The sequence below is a fragment of the Psychroflexus montanilacus genome (assembly GCF_020164535.1).
Taxonomy (GTDB): Bacteria; Bacteroidota; Bacteroidia; order Flavobacteriales; family Flavobacteriaceae; genus Psychroflexus; species Psychroflexus montanilacus.
On record NZ_JAIQZC010000001.1, the window covers coordinates 163,536 to 182,127 of the forward strand.

Annotated in this window: 14 protein-coding genes; 9 read left to right on the forward strand and 5 right to left on the reverse strand. The window is 35.6% G+C overall.

The annotated features are described in order from the left end of the window. Positions 1-21: 21 nt before the first annotated feature. The 6 genes from porX (at position 22) to LB454_RS00825 (ending at position 5,538) form a co-directional block, all read left to right on the forward strand. Complete coding sequence (gene porX, locus LB454_RS00800; protein ID WP_224462408.1) at positions 22-1,572, forward strand: T9SS response regulator signal transducer PorX; 1,551 nt, start codon at positions 22-24, stop codon at positions 1,570-1,572. A gap of 4 nt (positions 1,573-1,576) precedes the next feature. After that, a complete protein-coding gene (gene tsaE / locus LB454_RS00805; protein WP_224463851.1) occupies positions 1,577-1,987 on the forward strand; it encodes a tRNA (adenosine(37)-N6)-threonylcarbamoyltransferase complex ATPase subunit type 1 TsaE in 411 nt (136 codons plus the stop codon). 58 nt (positions 1,988-2,045) lie between these two features. Then, positions 2,046-3,251, forward strand: a complete 1,206-nt coding sequence (locus tag LB454_RS00810; RefSeq protein ID WP_224462409.1) for an alanine dehydrogenase — start codon at positions 2,046-2,048, stop codon at positions 3,249-3,251. Positions 3,252-3,260: 9 nt separating this feature from the next. Further along, positions 3,261-3,635 (forward strand): DUF4258 domain-containing protein, encoded by a 375-nt coding sequence (locus tag LB454_RS00815; protein ID WP_224462410.1) that lies wholly within the window; start codon positions 3,261-3,263, stop codon positions 3,633-3,635. A gap of 58 nt (positions 3,636-3,693) precedes the next feature. Beyond that, entirely contained in the window at positions 3,694-3,990 is a 297-nt protein-coding gene (locus LB454_RS00820) for a hypothetical protein (RefSeq protein WP_224462411.1), read from the forward strand. A 126-nt stretch (positions 3,991-4,116) separates the two neighbouring features. After that, positions 4,117-5,538 (forward strand): MltF family protein, encoded by a 1,422-nt coding sequence (locus LB454_RS00825; RefSeq protein WP_224462412.1) that lies wholly within the window; start codon positions 4,117-4,119, stop codon positions 5,536-5,538. On the opposite strand, the gene LB454_RS00830 is transcribed toward LB454_RS00825, so the two are convergent. Continuing rightward, the gene (locus LB454_RS00830; protein ID WP_224462413.1) at positions 5,535-6,716 is read right to left on the reverse strand and encodes a hypothetical protein; all 1,182 of its coding nucleotides are present in this window, start codon (positions 6,714-6,716) and stop codon (positions 5,535-5,537) included. The two genes, LB454_RS00825 and LB454_RS00830, sit on opposite strands and share 4 nt — an antisense overlap. 187 nt (positions 6,717-6,903) lie before the next feature. On the opposite strand from LB454_RS00830, the gene LB454_RS00835 reads away from it, so the two are divergent. Beyond that, a complete protein-coding gene (locus tag LB454_RS00835; RefSeq protein WP_224462414.1) occupies positions 6,904-9,132 on the forward strand; it encodes a TonB-dependent receptor family protein in 2,229 nt (742 codons plus the stop codon). 82 nt (positions 9,133-9,214) lie between these two features. Here LB454_RS00835 and LB454_RS00840 read toward each other — a convergent pair whose 3' ends face one another. Beyond that, entirely contained in the window at positions 9,215-11,488 is a 2,274-nt protein-coding gene (locus tag LB454_RS00840) for a T9SS type A sorting domain-containing protein (protein ID WP_224462415.1), read from the reverse strand. A gap of 179 nt (positions 11,489-11,667) precedes the next feature. Here LB454_RS00840 and clpB point away from each other — a divergent pair, with 179 nt between their 5' ends. Then, the gene (gene clpB, locus LB454_RS00845) at positions 11,668-14,253 is read left to right on the forward strand and encodes an ATP-dependent chaperone ClpB (RefSeq protein WP_224462416.1); all 2,586 of its coding nucleotides are present in this window, start codon (positions 11,668-11,670) and stop codon (positions 14,251-14,253) included. 68 nt (positions 14,254-14,321) lie between these two features. On the opposite strand, the gene LB454_RS00850 is transcribed toward clpB, so the two are convergent. The 3 genes from LB454_RS00850 to rpmH all read right to left on the reverse strand — a co-directional run bounded on the left by LB454_RS00850 (position 14,322) and on the right by rpmH (position 17,939). After that, positions 14,322-14,831, reverse strand: a complete 510-nt coding sequence (locus LB454_RS00850) for a gamma carbonic anhydrase family protein (protein WP_224462417.1) — start codon at positions 14,829-14,831, stop codon at positions 14,322-14,324. A gap of 1 nt (position 14,832) precedes the next feature. After that, a complete protein-coding gene (gene carB, locus LB454_RS00855) occupies positions 14,833-17,685 on the reverse strand; it encodes a carbamoyl-phosphate synthase large subunit (RefSeq protein ID WP_224462418.1) in 2,853 nt (950 codons plus the stop codon). Between the two features lie 92 nt (positions 17,686-17,777). Further along, complete coding sequence (gene rpmH / locus LB454_RS00860) at positions 17,778-17,939, reverse strand: 50S ribosomal protein L34 (protein ID WP_003438882.1); 162 nt, start codon at positions 17,937-17,939, stop codon at positions 17,778-17,780. A gap of 136 nt (positions 17,940-18,075) precedes the next feature. On the opposite strand from rpmH, the gene LB454_RS00865 reads away from it, so the two are divergent. Continuing rightward, entirely contained in the window at positions 18,076-18,591 is a 516-nt protein-coding gene (locus LB454_RS00865) for a DUF2892 domain-containing protein (RefSeq protein ID WP_224462419.1), read from the forward strand. Position 18,592 lies beyond the last annotated feature (1 nt).

Here is an 18,592-nt window from a genome sequence, read left to right on the forward strand (position 1 = left end):
AACACAAATATACAGCTATATATGTCAAAGATAAAAGTACTCTGGGTGGATGATGAGATTGATTTACTAAAGCCACATATATTATTTCTAGAAAAAAAATCCTACGAAGTAACAACCTGTCAAAGTGGTACGGAAGCTATTGACGAAGTGACAAATACAAGGTTTGATATTGTCTTTCTGGACGAAAATATGCCTGGACTCACAGGACTAGAAACGCTTAACGAATTGAAAGCGATCCGAAATGACCTACCAGTTATAATGATAACTAAAAGTGAAGAGGAATATATCATGGAAGAAGCGATTGGCTCCAAAATCGCAGATTATCTCATAAAACCTGTAAATCCAAATCAAATTTTACTGAGTCTGAAAAAAAACCTGGACCATTCTAGATTGGTTTCGGAGAAAACTACTTTAAATTATCAACAGGAGTTCCGGAAAATATCTATGGAACTGACGAATGTTAATAGTTATCAGGAATGGGTGGATTTATATTTAAAGTTGATTTACTGGGAGCTTGAGCTTGAAACAGTTGAGGATACAGGAATGTTCGAAATTCTTGAATCTCAAAAAAACGAAGCCAATATTGAATTTTGTAAGTTTATAGATCAAAATTACCAAACATGGTTTGAAAAAAATGCAGAGGCTCCTACTCTATCGCACACGCTTTTCAAATCTAAAATTCTACCAGAATTATCCAAAGACCAGCCCACACTTCTAGTAGTTGTTGATAACTTGAGATACGATCAATGGAAGTCTTTTGAATCTACCATTGCCAATCATTACAAAAAAAATAAGGAAGAGCCATATTTCAGTATTTTGCCAACTGCAACGCAGTATGCGAGAAATGCACTGTTTTCTGGCTTAACACCTGCCGATATGGAAAAGATTTATCCAGAATACTGGTTGAATGACACAGATGATGGCGGAAAAAATCAATTTGAAAAGGAATTTTTGGAAGCTCAGTTAAGCAGGCTTGGTAAAGATTACAAAACCCAATTTCACAAAATAACAAATGTAGCCAAAGGCAAGAAGTTGGCAGAAAACTTTAGAAGTCAAAAAGATAATGACTTAACGGTTCTTGTTTACAATTTTGTAGACATGCTTTCACATTCTAAAACCGAGCTTGAGGTTATAAAAGAATTGGCCTCCAACGATAAATCCTACAGATCTTTGACGCAAAGCTGGTTCAAAAATTCACCCTTATTGGACATTATTCAACAGGCACAGAGTCTAGGGTTTAAATTAATTATAACGACAGACCACGGTACCATTAACGTGAAACATCCTTCCAAAGTAGTTGGTGATAAAAACACAAGTCTAAATTTAAGATACAAAACTGGGAAAAGTTTGACTTATAATGAAAAGGATGTTGTTGTAGCCAAAGATCCAAAAAAGATTCATTTACCCAGTATCAATATGTCGAGTTCCTTTATTTTTGCTAAAGAAAACTATTTTTTAGCTTACCCAAATAACTATAATTATTACGTGAATTATTATAGAAATTCATATCAGCACGGAGGAATATCCCTGGAGGAAATGATTATACCATTTGTGGTAATGGAACCAAGGTAATATGATGACATTAGATTACACACTTGAAGATCTTGGAAATATTGCTAACCAAGTTTTAGAAAAGGCAAATTCAAAATATATTCTTTTTTCTGGTGAAATGGGCGCAGGAAAAACAACTTTGATTAAAGAAATGGTCAATCAGCTTGGAAGTCAAGACAAAGTTACCAGCCCTACTTTTTCTCTAGTCAATGAATATCAAGGTAAAGAAACTGACATCTATCATTTTGATTTCTATAGAATTGAGGATGAAAATGAGGCTTATGATATCGGGTTTGAAGATTATCTGGATGGCAAACATTATGTTTTCATAGAATGGCCAGAAAAGATCCCAAATTTGTGGCCCGAGCATTATACTCTATTAAAATTTGAAGTTAAAAATACAGATACTCGATCACTGACTTTGAGTGAGTTTTAAAAAATTGTGAGGAGTTTTCCGGTTTATTTTAATTAATTTCGCTTAACTAATATTTTCAATGAATCCACACTCCTCAAAATCACCCTTTTCAACTTCAGAACTGCTCCCCCAGGAAGAGATGCTCGAGATACAACGTTCCAAAGGAGAACTATTTATTGGACTTCCCAAAGAAACTTCTTACCAGGAAAAAAGAGTTTGTCTTACTCCAGATGCAGTGAATGCCTTGACTCAAAACGGGCATCGAGTTTTGATAGAAAGTGGTGCAGGTGATCAGGCGAATTTCAGTGATAAGGACTATAGTGAAGCAGGTGGAGAAGTTAGCAAAGACACTCATAAAGTTTTTGCTTGTCCTATTATTTTGAAAGTCGCTCCGCCATCTGAAGAGGAGCTCGAAATGATTAAACCACAGGCGATACTGATATCGGCTTTACAGTTGAAAACCAGGAATAAATCTTACTGTGAAACCCTAGCCAAAAAAAGAATAACAGCTTTAGCATTTGAATTTATAAAAGATGAGTTTGGCGGCTATCCAGCCGTAAGAGCGCTAAGTGAAATTGCCGGAACATCTTCTATACTTATTGCTTCAGAACTGCTTTCCAATATGTCTGGAGGGAATGGTCTTATGTTTGGAAACATAAGCGGTGTACCTCCAGTAGAGGTTGTCATTTTAGGAGCCGGAACAGTTGGGGAATTTGCGACAAGAAGCGCTCTAGGGCTTGGTGCTGGTGTGAAGGTGTTTGATAGTTCACTTACTAAGTTACGTTGTTTGCAAAGCAACGTAGGTCGGCCATTATTCACTTCTACGCTTCAGCCTAAAATACTCATGAAAGCATTAAAACGAGCGGATGTGGTTATTGGTGCTGTGAGAGGAAAAAACAGAGCTCCAGTTATTGTGACTGAAGAAATGGTGAAGAGGATGAAAAAAGGGGCGGTAATAATAGATGTAAGTATTGATATGGGCGGATGCATTGAATCCTCAGTGATGACAACACACGATAATCCAACTATGGAAAAACACGATGTCATTCATTATTGCGTTCCAAACATACCTTCAAGATACTCAAGGACAGCGTCCTTATCTATTAGTAATATTTTTACTCCCTACCTACTAGATATAGGTGAAGAAGGAGGCTTAGAACCAGCTTTAAGGATTAATTCTGGTCTCAGAAACGGCTTATACTTTTATCATGGTATATTAACAAATAAGTCTGTAGCTGAATGGTTTGACCTTAACCACAGAGATCCCAATTTACTTATCTTTTAAAAAATTGACATGAAATTCATTCATAGGCTAGGTTATTATCTATCAGGATTTGTAGTGGGAATCATTATGCTCATGTTTTTTTTAGGTGGCAAAAAAACATCATGTGACTGGGGACTAGATGCTAGAGTTTTAAAAAACATCCGAAACAAAGAACGAATTGTTTCTAAGGATGCTCTTCTATTTTTCGAAGCTCAACAGATCGACACTTCATACATATCTTATATATTAAAAGCTGGAGATGTGAACTTTAAAAAAAGTGATATTGAAGCAAAGCCTTGTAAAATTTATCAAGTTGAAGGTAAAGTAAACAAAAAGGAGCTTGGATTAATCTTCGAAAACTGTGATTCCACAGCGGTGCTGAAAAGAGTTTTTAATTTAAAATGATTTTGTTTTTTTATGTCAACTTTTATTTTATGTTTGTTGATAACAAACATTTTTCAGTATGAAACGCATCATCATTGATTACAAAAAACTTACACCTGAAATCTTATCTCTTCTTGTTCAAAAATATCCTGATGGCTATGATGATAGAGATGTGTTGGTATTTAAAAACTCCAAAAATGAAACTGTTGAAGCTGTTGAAGTGAAAACCGAAGATTGTATCTATTTAGTTAAAATAAGCACTAGATTAGAAGACACAATGACCAAATTTGATGTTGAGGATTATGATGATGATGAAATGGATATGAACTATGTAGATTTACCTCAAAAAGATGATGAAGAGGATGATGAGGATTAATTAGTTTAAAATCAAAAAGTTATATCAAAAGACCAGTTTATTCTGGTCTTTTTTGTTTCTAAAAGATTAAGAAATAGTTTTAATACATTAAACTAATTCATATCTTGAAGTTCCTTATTTATGCATATGAAAAAGATTTTGCTCCTATTTTTGATGCTTGTCATCATGAGTTGTCAATCCTCAAAAGAGCCTGAATTGGACAACAATACCGATAAATTCACAAGAGATCTGGAAGAAATAAAAGAAAGTGGAACTTTAAAAGCACTTACTATTTATTCTGGAACTACCTACTTTCTTTATAAAGGAAGGCCCATGGGGTTTGAATATGAGCTCCTGGAAAGACTTGCAAAAGATCTTGGTGTAGAGCTTGAAATGGTAATCGCGAAAGACGAAAATGACTTGGTGGAACTTTTACAAAATGGTGAAGGAGATCTACTGGCTTATGGGTATACGATTACAGAATCTAGAAAGAAACAGATAAATTTCACCACACCCCTATACTTGTCTCATCAGGTCTTGATCCAGAGAAAACCTGAATACTGGAGACAGATGAAATTGCATGAAATTAAAAATTATTTGGTCACCAATCCTGTTGAATTGATTGGTGATACCATTTCTGTGAAAAGAAATTCTTCTTATGCATCCAGAGTGAAAAATCTTGCCAACGAATTAGGTGGTAGCATATTTATAGATACACTGGAAGGCACGATGTCAACAGATAAAATTATTCAAAAAGTTGCTGAGGGTGAAATTAAATACACAATAGCAGATGAAAATATTGCATTCATCAACTCCTCTTATTACCCTATACTAGATATCAACACTTCATTAAGCCTTTCCCAGCGCATAGGCTGGGCTGTGAGAAAAAGAGACACGCAACTTCTAGCTACGGTTAATCAATGGTTGGATAAAGCCAAAAAAACAACAGATTATCATGTGATTTATAATAAATATTTCAAAAATAAAAGACTTCATAAAAAACGAGTTATAAGTGAGTTTTATAGCCTAAACGAAAACAAAATAAGTCCTTTTGATGAAATCATAAAAGAAAATGCTGATCTAATCAACTGGGACTGGAGACTATTGGCTTCAGTTGCCTACCAGGAATCACAGTTTAAGCCAAACAGAGATTCCTGGGCTGGAGCTAGCGGCCTCATGCAGATCATGCCTGCTACTGCAAGAGAACTTGGGGTTACAGACCCTTACAATCCTGGTCAGAGTTTAAAAGCTGGGGCTAAGTATCTCAACCAAATGATCGATAGCCATGAAGAGGTAAAAGACAGTATTCAGCGTATAAAATTTGCTTTAGGCTCCTATAATTGTGGTCTCTACCACGTAAAAGATGCTCAGAAACTAGCCAAAAAACAAGGCTTAGATCCTTTGATTTGGGATAATAATGTAGAACTTGCTCTGCTGGATTTGAGTTTTCCAGAACATTACAACAAGTCATTTATTAAATATGGCTATGTAAGAGGTGAAGAACCTTATAATTATGTTCGAGAAATCTTTAAGAGGTACGAACATTATCAAAAATTCATCGACAATTAATTAGTAGAAAGCTGTTGATTTAAAATGGCTTTCAGTTTAGCTTTAATATCTTCTGAAGCATCTATAAGCATCCTTTCATTACTCGGATAATCTACTGGCCCTCTTCTCAATAGAAAGAGTTCATCCTTGTTGAGCACTCGCTCGTCACCATTAAACCTGGCAAACCTATTTTCGAAAATAAATAGACTTTCTAGCGGATATGTATTGATCTTCTGCTCTGTGTTTAAATCAAAATAATTGACTTCTGCAGTTACATTTACTTCCTTAGATTGAATGGTTTCATAAAACACACCACTGGCATTGACTATAACATCTTCTTTAATTTTGTTACCCTTATCATCCAAAATATAATTCCCGTTTCTGTCTTTTTTATACTTCCACCCATCAACAACTTCACGGTTGAGAGAAGTTTCCTTTTCGAGTAAACGCTCAGGAGAAAATTGAATGTTATTAAAATGAATTTCTACAGATAAGTCATAGTTAACGTCTTCTCTTGCGTTGACGTGATATTCTGTCCACAAATCGTTTAGATTGAGCGTACTAAAGTTAAGAAGCCTATCCTCTACTTCACTTGGAATAATTTGTTCTGTATCGTTATATAACGAAACCAAAATGAAGTCGATTCCATTAATGTAAGCTTCGCGCTTTAATGAGGATGCATTCTTAAATCTTGGTGCAAGATTTTCTAATTCTACCAAACTATTGTAAGCCAGACGACTGTCTATCTTATCGTTGGTTCTCAATAAGTCACTAGCTTTTGTGTACAAATAGTTAGCATAGTTTTCTTTACCAACTAAGACATTTTCAGTAAAATCGAAGAATTTAAAATCTATATTTTCTCCTGATTTATTTTTCAATGGCAAAAGTGGCTTCACTCTATTTTGAACTGACTGTAATTCTACATATAATTCATAAACTGGTTTAGAATTATCTTTTAGTGTTTCCCTTTCAAGAAAATCAATTCTATCCAAAGTTTGCTCCCTATACTTTTCAAAAGAATTCTTAAGAATTCTTGCATAGTCAGCACTTTTATTATTGAATTTGTTTTTCTGTAGTTTCTGTATGGATCTATTCATTGCCTCTCTATAATTCCCGGAATTCAGAGCTTGCTGAGTTTTTTTAATACTGTTGCAAGAGATAAACAATAAAACACTTAGTATAAGTAGAGCTTTTTTCATATTCTAATTTTATAAAGCAAATGTAGATATTCTATCGATATATAAAACTGAATTCTACCTTACTGATAGTCAAAAACATAAAAAAAATTATTTGAATTAAGTCTAAATAAACTTGTAGCATTCAAAGTTCACACTTATTTTTGCGCAAAAATTCAAGCTAATACATAATTAATCTAAATAAACAATAATGAATTTAAATCGCATTACCTCTTTTTTATTGCTACTATGCACAGGATTTTTAATGGCTCAGACTCAAGATTCTGCAAAAAAAGATTCTATTCAAGATTTAATGGAAGTTACGATTGTAGCCAATAAGCTTTTAGGGAGCAAGTTTGAAGCAAGAAACAGAACTGGCTCAGCTTATTATTTATCGAAGCAAGAGTTGGAGCAACACAATTATTTTGACATCAATAGGATTTTAGGTCAGGTACCAGGTGTAAATATATATGAAGAAGACGGTTTTGGGTTAAGACCAAACATCAGTTTGAGAGGAACTTCTCCAGAACGTTCTTCTAAAATAAACATTATGGAAGATGGAATTTTAATGGCTCCTGCTCCATATAGTGCGTCAGCTGCGTATTATTTTCCTAATGTGAACAGAATGCAGGCTGTTGAAGTTTTAAAAGGAAGTAGTCAAATTCAGTATGGCCCCAATACCACTGGAGGTGCTATTAACTTTGTTTCCACTGAAATACCAAACAGCTTCAGTGCTAATGCCAGAGCTAATTATGGCTCTTACAACACCTTTAATGGTTATGCCAACGTTGGAGATTCTTTTAAAAACTTTGGTTATATGATAGAATATAATAGACGAGAATCTGAAGGATTCAAAAATCTAGATAATGGTGGGGACACCGGATTTGAAACCAACGATGTGGTAGCAAAGTTTAGAGTTAACACAAATCCTGAAGCAAGAGTTCAGCAATCTTTAGATTTCAAATTTCAATATTCTGATGAAGCTTCGGATGAAACCTACTTAGGTTTAACAGACGAGGATTACAGCAGAACTCCATTTAGACGCTATGCAGGTTCTCAAGAAGATCTTATGAGTACTGAGCATTCTCAGTTTATGTTAACTCACACTGCTGAAATTACAGATTACTTCAGGGTAACTACCACAGCCTATAGAAATGATTTCAAAAGAAACTGGTATAAGTTAAATGACGTTTCAGCAAATGGTCAATCTACCAGTATCGCCAATCTTTTAGAAAATCCGGGGGATTTTCCAGTGTTGTTTGGAATAGTCAATGGCTCAGAAGATTTTGCTGGGTCTGCATTAAATCTTAAAAATAATAATAGAGAATACTACTCTCAGGGTATTCAGACCAAAGCAGATTATCATTTTTTAACCGGAGATGTATATCATGATATTGAAGTAGGTTTAAGATACCACCAGGACGAAGAAGATAGATTCCAGTGGGTAGATGGCTATAATATGCTTGGGGGAAATATGAATCTTGTTGATGCAGGTATACCTGGAACAGATTCTAACCGCATTACAGATGCAAAAGCACTAGCAGCACATGTCATGTACAAGTTGAAGTATGGTAAATTAACATTAACTCCAGGGTTGAGATATGAGAACATAAAATTAGAAAGAAATGACTTCGGAAGAAATGATGTAGAGAGAACAGGAACAGATTTATCCACAAGGTCAAATGAAATCAATGAATTTATCCCTGGAATAGGTGCTAATTATAAATTTAATCAAGAGATTTCATTATTTGGTGGTGTGCATAAAGGTTTTTCCCCTGGCGGTACAAGACCAGAAGAGAGCTCTGAACAAAGTGTGAATTATGAGTTAGGTACTCGTTTCAATCACAACGGGTTTTCGGGTGAGCTTGTTGGATTTTATAATGATTACAGTAACTTATTGGGAAGTGATTTTGCAGCAACTGGTGGTGTTGGTACCTTAGACTTGTTTAATGCAGGAGAGGTAGACGTTGCTGGAGTAGAAGTACAGGGTGCTTACGATGTTTTGAAAGCTAATTCCAATTACAGCATGCCATTTAGTGTAGCTTATACTTTTACTGATGCTACATTTCAAAATACATTTGACAGTAATGTAGGAATTTGGGGAGAAGTTGCAGAAGGTGACGAAGTACCATATATCTCTAGACATCAATTCAATGCAGGTTTAAGTTTTATAGCCGATAAATTTGAAGCACATGCCAACGCCAGATATAGAGGCGAATTCAGAACTCAAGCTGGGTCTGGAAGTATCCCATCAAATGAAAAAGTGGGAAGCAATTTTATTGTAGATCTTTCTGCTAAATACCACTTGAATAAAAATTTCAGCTTAACGTCTAACATAATTAACATGCTAGATACTGAATATGAAGTAGCTAGAGTTCCAGCTGGATTGAGACCAGGACATCCATTTGGTATCTATGGAGGTTTCGAGTTTAGATTTTAATTTGTTTTAGTTTATTATTTCATGCAAAAGCCCGAGACAGTTGACTCGGGCTTTTCTTTTTTATAAAGTAAAGTATTAAATTTTACTGCTTGACAATTTTTTTGGTAGTAGAATCTGACCCATTATCTAATTTCACGAAATAGATTCCTGAAGAATAAGCATTTAGATCTATGGATGTACTACCTTTCATTTCTCCAGAATATAATTGTTTACCAGTCATATCAAAAAGACTTACCTTAAGATCATCTGCAGAATTGGACTCAATATTTAGAAGAGAATTTGTTGGGTTTGGATAAATTGATAATGTAGTTTCATCAAATCCTATGGCAGATAAACTTTCTGAAATTCTCATATCTGTAGTTTCTGCAGAACTAAACTCACCGCCTTCAGCAATAATATCTCCAGAGGCAGTTTCCAATCTATAAAATCCTTCACCGTAATCACAGCAAATTCCATCTCCAAAAGAATCAAAAATTATGAAACTATAACATGAATCTGGATTAACCTCAAACGTTTCTTCATAGAGTGTTTCATCTGATAAAGTACTAGGACTTTCTTGAATAACATTTCCATTTTCATCTATAAACTCCCATGACGTTTCACTTGCATATTCGTCTGTTAGTAACGTTAAAGAAACTGTTTCTGTGGAATATGTTGCCCCTTCAAAATTATCAATTTGTCTAGATAAAGTATTATTATTCAAAAATTCATCATCTGCACCGTTGATTACAAGAGAAGCTTCAAGGTTTGTTCCTGTAGTAAGGTCTAACGTTGGAGAACCAATTTCATCACTCTCGCCAGTACTCAAATTCCCGCTCCATTCTATTGTCTCTTCAGGACCTTCACCTAGTTGATAAGTTAGGGTAGCGCTAGTTACGTTTTCAGTACCTCGATTTAGTATTGTAAACGTTGGGATAGCTTCATCTCCACAAATTGGATCATTTATATTTTCTACCAAAAGGGCAACATCATTATTAAATACTTGAGCTGGAGGGAATTGATCAACTACCAGATCACCAGTTCCATCGGCATCCAACCAATCCTGAAGTCTATCCGTTGAAGAGTCTCCAAAATCCCAGGACACATCAAAACGTCCATAGTAATCAAATGACCCATTATTAACTGTACCGCTGCAAGCTGCTGCACCACCAGCAAGTTGTCCAACAATTCTACCGTTTTGATCAAATAATGGAGATCCTGATGAACCTGGTTCGGTTACCCCAAGTTCCCATTCATCAAGAAACCAGTTGTCCATATTACTTATACCATTAAATGGTCTTGAGTTTTTGGCTGGAGAATCATTATCTCTAGCAACCTTCATAATATCTCCACTAGGGTGATGGATACCGACAGTAAATTCTGGTATATCACCAGTTCTGTCCCATCCAGCCCAAACTAGGTCCCACTCATTAGGAAATGGGGCATTAATTTCTAAAAGAGCAAAATCAGACTTAGCATTACTCGCTAATAATGTTGCACCACTCGCGGTTTGATCAAAATCTCCATCCGGTGAATTTGTCGTTGTAGAACATGATGGATTTGGGCTTACCCAGTTAAATCTGAACGCCCAATTACCAACAGAGCTACCTAAACAGTGGTTGGCAGTCAGGAAATATTGACTTTGATCATTACGAGTATTGTTGATTAAAGCTCCGGAACAAAATCCCGAAGCACCAACAATTGTCATTGCAACGGACTTTTTTAACTCATCTTTAAAATCATCAAAATCTGGACCGACAGGACAATCAACATCCTGATTGCAAGGTCCTGAATCGTTGAGACCTTTAGTTAATTCTGGAATATCGTTTACACTCCTATAACCATGGACAACTTTAGAAATATGAAGTTGGCCTCTAAATTTTGAATTTGCTGGCTCAAAATATTCAATCCATACATTATCACCATTGATTAACCAAGTACCAAATTGCATATCATCTCTGTTCTGAGAGGCAGTATAAGCACCTAAAAGATCAGTTTTATCATCGTTGTAAAAATAGAGTTTAGCTCCTTCTGGAATATGGAATTCGTCAAACAGAAAGTTTAAAGTTTTTGCTCCTTCAGATTTAACGTTAAGTAACCAAACTTTATCTCCATTCTTAAGTTCATTCCACTTCCCATTTTTAAAATCTAAACTTACTTGATGTTCATATCCAAAACGAAAAGGACGATCTTTAAGTTCATCATTTATAGCGTCTTCTTCTTGCAAGGATTTCAAGTCAAATCCTGGCATGGTATGAGCCTTAGAAGTTTCCAAATCGAGTTTCCAACTTTTTGGCTTTCCTTCATTGGTCACTTGAGCTGCACCAAAAGTGTAACACATAAGAACTAACAAAAGTGATAAGTATTTATTTTTCATGTTAAATTATTTTAGATTTAAACCAAATATATAAAAAACTTTACTAAACTATTTCAGTTGAACTAATTTAATTTATATCACAATCTGCCATTATGCGTGTTTTTTTCAGGATTAAACTGTCAAAATGACAATTATAGTCTTGGGTACGTAGTTTGAAATCCAAAAACAAAACTTATAAGATGGATTTTAAAAACTTTACAATAAAAACACAGGAAGCAATACAAAAGGCCCAGCTTCTGGCTCAAGGATATGGACATCAACAAATAGAAAATGAGCATATATTTAAGGCTATTTCGCAGGTTGACGAAAATGTAACTCCTTTTCTTTTGAAAAAATTGAACGTGAATGTTCAACTTTTTCTGCAAATACTGGATAAGAACCTGGAAAGCTTCCCAAAAGTTTCGGGTGGTGACATCATGTTATCCAGAGAAGCAGGAAAAACTATTAATGAAGCAAGTATTGTTGCTAAAAAAATGAAAGATGAGTATGTCTCTATTGAGCATCTCATTTTGGCTATCTTCAAAAGCAACAGCAAAATATCCCAAATCTTAAAAGATCAAGGGGTCACAGAAAAAGCCTTGGAGGCAGCTATTCAGGAACTTAGAAAAGGAGATCGCGTGACTTCTCAAACTGCAGAAGAAAACTATAATTCTCTGGATAAATACGCGAATAACCTCAACAAAATGGCTGAGGAAGGCAAGCTGGATCCAGTTATAGGGAGGGATGAAGAAATAAGAAGAATTCTACAAATACTCTCCAGAAGAACCAAGAACAATCCTATGCTAGTAGGAGAACCTGGAACTGGAAAAACAGCTATTGCAGAAGGACTAGCTCATAGAATTATAAGCGGAGATGTCCCAGAAAACTTAAAGTCTAAAAAGATATACAGTTTAGATATGGGAGCGCTTATTGCCGGAGCGAAATACAAGGGTGAATTTGAAGAACGTCTTAAGTCTGTCATAAAAGAAGTCACCACAAGCGATGGTGATATTGTTTTATTCATCGATGAAATTCATACTCTTGTTGGTGCTGGTGGCGGCGAAGGTGCTATGGATGCTGCCAATATTCTCAAACCTGCCTTGGCCAGAGGCGAACTGCGAGCTATTGGAGCAACAACTTTGGATGAATTTCAAAAATATTTTGAAAAAGATAAAGCTCTGGAAAGACGTTTTCAAAAGGTTACCGTTAATGAGCCAGATACCGAAAGTGCTATTTCGATCCTGAGAGGAATTAAGGAAAAATATGAAACTCACCATAAAGTGAGAATTAAAGATGAAGCAATAATTGGCGCTGTAGAACTTTCACAGCGATACATTACCAATAGATTTCTTCCAGATAAAGCCATTGACCTTATGGATGAAGCGGCATCCAAATTGAGGATGGAAATCAATTCCAAGCCTGAGGAACTCGATGTCTTAGACCGTAAAGTCATGCAGTTGGAAATTGAAATTGAGGCGATTAAGCGGGAAAAGGATGATACCAAATTAAAATCCTTGAGAGCAGATTTAGCAGATCTTAAAGAGGAGAGAAATACTTTACATGCCCGATGGAAAAATGAAAAGGATATCGTTGATAATATCCAGAAGATCAAAACTGATATCGAAGATTTTAAACTGGAAGCTGAACGTGCTGAGCGTGAAGGAGATTATGGAAAAGTAGCTGAAATACGCTATGGTAAAATAAAAGAAGCTCAGGAGAAACTGGAAGAACTTCAAAATGAAGTTGAAACCCAGAAGTCTGAAAACACTTTAATTAAAGAAGAGGTAAATTATGAGGATATCGCTGAAGTGGTAGCTAAATGGACGGGGATTCCAGTCACTAAGATGTTACAATCCGATCGTGAGAAACTTCTTAAGCTTGAAGACGAACTTCATCAAAGAGTTGTAGGTCAAGGGGAAGCTATCCAGGCTGTCTCCGATGCTGTACGAAGAAGCAGAGCAGGATTACAAGATCAAAACCGACCTATTGGTTCGTTTTTATTCCTAGGGACAACTGGTGTTGGTAAAACTGAATTAGCCAAAGCACTTGCAGAATATATGTTTGATGACGAAAGCTCTATGACGCGAATTGACATGAGTGAATATCAGGAAAGACACTCAGTCAGTAGATTGGTAGGAGCACCTCCAGGATATGTAGGGTATGAAGAAGGCGGACAACTAACTGAAGCTGTGAGAAGAAAGCCATATTCGGTGATATTATTAGACGAAATTGAAAAAGCCCATCCAGATACGTTCAATATTTTACTGCAGGTTCTGGATGAAGGTCGATTAACCGATAATAAGGGACGTTTAGCTGACTTTAAAAATTCAATCATCGTGATGACCTCCAATATTGGTAGTCATATCATTCAGGAGAAGTATGATGCTTCAGAAGATATTGAAACTGCTATGGAAAGTGCTAAAATTGAAGTGCTGGGCTTATTAAAACAAAGCGTGAGACCGGAATTTTTAAACAGAATCGATGATGTAGTGATGTTTACACCTCTCTCTAAAAACGATATCAAAGAGATTGTAGGATTACAAATCAATAATTTGAAGAGAATGCTCATGAAGCAAGGTATCACCATAGATGCAACTGATGAAGCTATCGATTACATAGCTAGAATAGGTTTTGATCCTCAATATGGAGCCAGACCTGTGAAGAGAACCATTCAAAAAGAAGTGTTGAATATGCTTTCTAAAGAAATTCTAGCTGAAAATATAAAAACAGACAGTATCATTTTACTCGACCAGTTTGATGGTAAATTGGTATTTAGAAATCAATAACATTTTTTCAAAATAAAAAATCCCGCTTTAAATGACTTGAAGCGGGATTTTCTATTTTTAAGATTGATCTAATCTATCCAAGTTTTGTAAAGCATGTAATTTTTAGCAGTACGTTTTATCATTTCTAAATTTTCTTCAGAAACCGTTTTGATCCTTTTAGCGGGAATTCCAGCATAAATTGAATTCGCTTCCACCCTGGTTCCTCCAGTGACAATGGCTCCTGCTGCAACAATACTTCCACTTTCAATTACAGCATGGTCCATAACAATAGCTCCCATACCTATCAAAACATCATCCTGGATGGCACAGCCGTGAACAATTGCCTTATGACCAATCGAAACCCTGTCACCAATTTTAGTAGGAGCTTTTTGATACGTACAATGAATCACTGCTCCATCTTGTATGTTGGTTTCCGCTCCTATTTCTATGGAATTTACATCACCACGAATCACAGCATTATACCAGACACTGCAATGTTGCCCAATTTTAACATCCCCAACAACTGTTGAGTTTTCTGCCAAAAAACAAGTGTCCGGTATTTTTGGTTTTACACCTTTTATAGACTGAATTAAAGCCATATTATTTACTCAAATACATTTTACGCCTTCCATACAGTTCATAAAAAGTGTCATCCTTCAAACTATCTATAAATAGAATGCTCTCTCCAGTACTTTTCATTTCTGGTCCTAATTGCTTATTGACATTGTGAAACTTGTCAAAGGAGAATACAGGTTGTTTGATCGCATATCCATCTAATTGTGGGTTGAAATTGAAATCACTCAATTTATTATGACCCAGCATAATTTTGGTAGCGTAGTTAACGTAAGGTTCTTTGTAAGCCTTGGCTATAAAAGGAACTGTTCTTGATGCTCTTGGGTTAGCTTCAATGATGTAGACATTATCATCTTTAATAGCAAACTGAACATTAAGCAATCCCACTGTATGTAACGCCAATGCAATTTTTCTAGTATGATCTTTTATTTGCTCTAAAACTAAATCACCAAGATTGAAAGGAGGTAGTAAAGCATTGGAGTCTCCGGAATGAACCCCACAAGGCTCAATATGTTCCATAATACCAACGATATAAACATCCTCACCATCGCAGATGGCATCAGCTTCAGCTTCAATAGCTCCATCCAGATAATGATCTAAAAGCAATTTATTATTTGGTATTTTCCTTAACAAATCGACAACGTGATCTTCTAATTCTTTTTTATTGATGACGATTTTCATTCCTTGCCCGCCAAGTACATAAGAGGGTCTTACAAGTATGGGGAAGTCCAATTCTTCGGCTAATGCTAAAGCTTCGTCTGCCGTTTCTGCTACCCCAAATTCTGGATAAGGAATGTTGTTTTCCTGTAAAAGTTTAGAGAAACTACCTCTATCTTCGGCAAGATCTAAGGATTCATAACTCGTTCCTAAAATCTTGATACCATATCTGCTAAGCTTTTCAGCAAGTTTTAATGCTGTTTGCCCACCCAACTGAACAATAACACCTTCAGGTTTTTCATGCTTAATGATGTCGTAAATGTGTTCCCAAAAAACAGGTTCAAAATAAAGTTTATCAGCTGTATCAAAATCAGTTGAAACGGTTTCAGGATTACAATTGATCATGATGGTTTCATAACCACATTCTGAAGCTGCCATGACCCCATGAACACAGCAATAATCAAATTCAATCCCCTGTCCTATTCTGTTTGGTCCAGACCCGAGAACAATAATCTTTTTCTTATCAGTAACAATGCTCTCATTTGTATTTTGTATTTCTTCCTTATCATTTACTACATCAGCTTCAAAAGTAGAATAGTAATATGGCGTATGAGCTTCAAATTCTGCCGCACACGTATCTACAAGTTTGTAAATTCTATTGACGTTTAATTCTTCTCGCTTAGAATAAACTTCGCTTTCCAGGCATTTTAGCATATGGGCAATTTGTCGATCTGCAAAGCCTTTTTGTTTAGCCTCTAGCATCAACTCTTTGGTGATAGTCTCTATCGAATATTTTGAAATTTCTTTTTCTAGATTGAAGAGTTCTTCATATTGCTTGAGGAACCACATATCAATTTTAGTAATTTCATGAATTCTACTTAGAGGTATTCCTAGCTGAATAGCATCATAAATAACAAACACTCTATCCCAACTGGCAAATTCAAGTTTGCTTAAAATTTGATTATAGTCGGTATAACTTTTTCCATCAGCTCCAAGTCCGTTTCTTTTGATTTCAAGAGATTGAGTAGCTTTGTGAAGTGCTTCCTGGAAGGAACGTCCAATTCCCATTACTTCTCCAACAGATTTCATTTGAAGACCAAGAGTTCTGTCTGAGCCTTCAAATTTATCGAAGTTCCATCTTGGAATCTTCACGATAACATAATCCAAAGTGGGTTCAAAAAATGCAGATGTGGTCTGTGTAATTTGATTCTGAAGCTCGTCCAAATGATAACCAATGGCTAACTTGGAAGCTATTTTAGCGATAGGATAACCAGTTGCCTTAGAGGCTAAAGCCGAAGATCGAGAAACCCTGGGATTGATTTCAATAGCAATAATATCTTCTTTTTCATCAGGACTCACCGCAAATTGAACATTACAACCCCCAGCAAAATCCCCAATATTGCGCATCATTTTGATAGCCATGTCCCTCATCTTTTGATATGTTTTATCACTCAAGGTCATAGCGGGTGCAACTGTTATAGAATCTCCTGTGTGGATCCCCATAGGATCCATGTTTTCAATACTACAAATAATGGTTACATTATCATTTCTATCTCTCAGTAACTCAAGTTCAAATTCTTTCCACCCCAACAGTGCTTTATCAATAATAACTTCATGAATTGGTGAAGCCTCTAGACCTCTGGTCAATAACTCTTCAAATTGCTCCTCTCTGTAGACAATGGAAGCTCCACTCCCACCTAGAGTAAAAGATGCCCTTATCACCAACGGGAAGCCGAATTCCTGAGCTACTTCCTTTCCTTGTAGAAAAGAAGTGACTGTTTTGGAAGGAGCTACTCCTACACCGATGTCTTGCATTAGTTTTCTAAACTTCTCTCTATCTTCAGTTATATTTATAGCATCAATATCAACACCTATTATTTTAACACCGAAGTCTTCCCAAATGCCTTTATCATCTGCTTCTATACATAGATTCAAAGCTGTTTGTCCTCCCATCGTTGGTAAAACAGCGTCGATCTCTGGATGTGTTTTTAGGATTTCAATTATTGATTTGGTCGTCAATGGTTTTAGGTAGACATGATCGGCCATAGAAGGATCTGTCATAATCGTTGCAGGATTACTATTGATAAGAATGGTTTTGATACCTTCTTCTCTCAAAGATCTTAGGGATTGAGAACCTGCATAGTCAAATTCACAAGCTTGACCTATCACAATAGGGCCAGAACCTATGATAAGCATTGTTTTGATGGCGTTATTTTTTGGCATAATAATAAAGCAGTTTTAATATGAAACTATTGGGTATAAAAAAAGGCGTTGCGATAAGCAACACCTTTATATAATGATTTTAATATATCATGTTATCGTTTTCTAAGACTCATTTCAGAAGAAACGCTCAATTTCTTTCTTCCTTTTGCTCTTCTTCTCTTAAGAACTTTACGACCGTTTACAGATGACATTCTTTCTCTGAAACCGTGCTTATTCTTTCTCTTTTTATTGGAAGGTTGAAAAGTTCTTTTCATTTTTTTATGACTTTAAAAGTATTATCTATTTTTTTGAAAACTGCGTGCAAATATACGATTCATTTTTAGTTTTACAAGGCTTGTGATAAAGTTTTTTTCAATTGTTTTTGCTAGATTTGCAGCTAAAATAACAAGCATGTTTCACAAGAACTTCAAACTAATTATTGCTGGACTTATAATAGCTTTTGGAATTTACCAGATTGTAGAAAGCCATATTGGCAACGGTATAGCCCTAATACTATTCTCAGGAATATTCATCTTTCTTTATTTCAAAAACGAAATGATCCTTTTAGCATTCTTAAGATTAAGGAAGCAAGATTTTGAGGGAGCAAGAAAATGGCTTGATAAAATTAAAAATCCCGAAGCAGCCCTTACTCAAAAACAACAAGGCTACTTCAATTACATCCATGGATTATTATTGTCTCAAACCAATATGACCAAAGCTGAAAAGTACTTTAAAAAGGCGATAAAGCTTGGTTTATCGATGAAACAAGATTTGGCAATGGCCAAACTAAACCTTGCTGGTATTGCTATGACAAAACGCAGAAAACGAGAAGCTCAACTCTTACTGAAAGAAGCTAAATCTCTTGATAAGCATGGCATGCTAAATGAACAAATCCAAATGATGAAGAAACAAATGAAGCGTTTCTAAA

What these genes read in the sequence shown, in the direction of transcription:
- LB454_RS00865 (WP_224462419.1), top strand. Translation starts at nt 18,076, where the DNA reads ATGTTTCACAAGAACTTCAAACTAATTATTGCTGGACTTATAATAGCT.
- porX (WP_224462408.1), top strand. Translation starts at nt 22, where the DNA reads ATGTCAAAGATAAAAGTACTCTGGGTGGATGATGAGATTGATTTACTA.
- clpB (WP_224462416.1), top strand. Translation starts at nt 11,668, where the DNA reads ATGGATTTTAAAAACTTTACAATAAAAACACAGGAAGCAATACAAAAG.
- carB (WP_224462418.1), bottom strand. Translation starts at nt 17,685, where the DNA reads ATGCCAAAAAATAACGCCATCAAAACAATGCTTATCATAGGTTCTGGC.
- LB454_RS00820 (WP_224462411.1), top strand. Translation starts at nt 3,694, where the DNA reads ATGAAACGCATCATCATTGATTACAAAAAACTTACACCTGAAATCTTA.
- LB454_RS00835 (WP_224462414.1), top strand. Translation starts at nt 6,904, where the DNA reads ATGAATTTAAATCGCATTACCTCTTTTTTATTGCTACTATGCACAGGA.
- tsaE (WP_224463851.1), top strand. Translation starts at nt 1,577, where the DNA reads ATGACATTAGATTACACACTTGAAGATCTTGGAAATATTGCTAACCAA.
- LB454_RS00850 (WP_224462417.1), bottom strand. Translation starts at nt 14,831, where the DNA reads ATGGCTTTAATTCAGTCTATAAAAGGTGTAAAACCAAAAATACCGGAC.
- LB454_RS00815 (WP_224462410.1), top strand. Translation starts at nt 3,261, where the DNA reads ATGAAATTCATTCATAGGCTAGGTTATTATCTATCAGGATTTGTAGTG.
- LB454_RS00830 (WP_224462413.1), bottom strand. Translation starts at nt 6,716, where the DNA reads ATGAAAAAAGCTCTACTTATACTAAGTGTTTTATTGTTTATCTCTTGC.
- LB454_RS00825 (WP_224462412.1), top strand. Translation starts at nt 4,117, where the DNA reads ATGAAAAAGATTTTGCTCCTATTTTTGATGCTTGTCATCATGAGTTGT.
- LB454_RS00810 (WP_224462409.1), top strand. Translation starts at nt 2,046, where the DNA reads ATGAATCCACACTCCTCAAAATCACCCTTTTCAACTTCAGAACTGCTC.
- rpmH (WP_003438882.1), bottom strand. Translation starts at nt 17,939, where the DNA reads ATGAAAAGAACTTTTCAACCTTCCAATAAAAAGAGAAAGAATAAGCAC.
- LB454_RS00840 (WP_224462415.1), bottom strand. Translation starts at nt 11,488, where the DNA reads ATGAAAAATAAATACTTATCACTTTTGTTAGTTCTTATGTGTTACACT.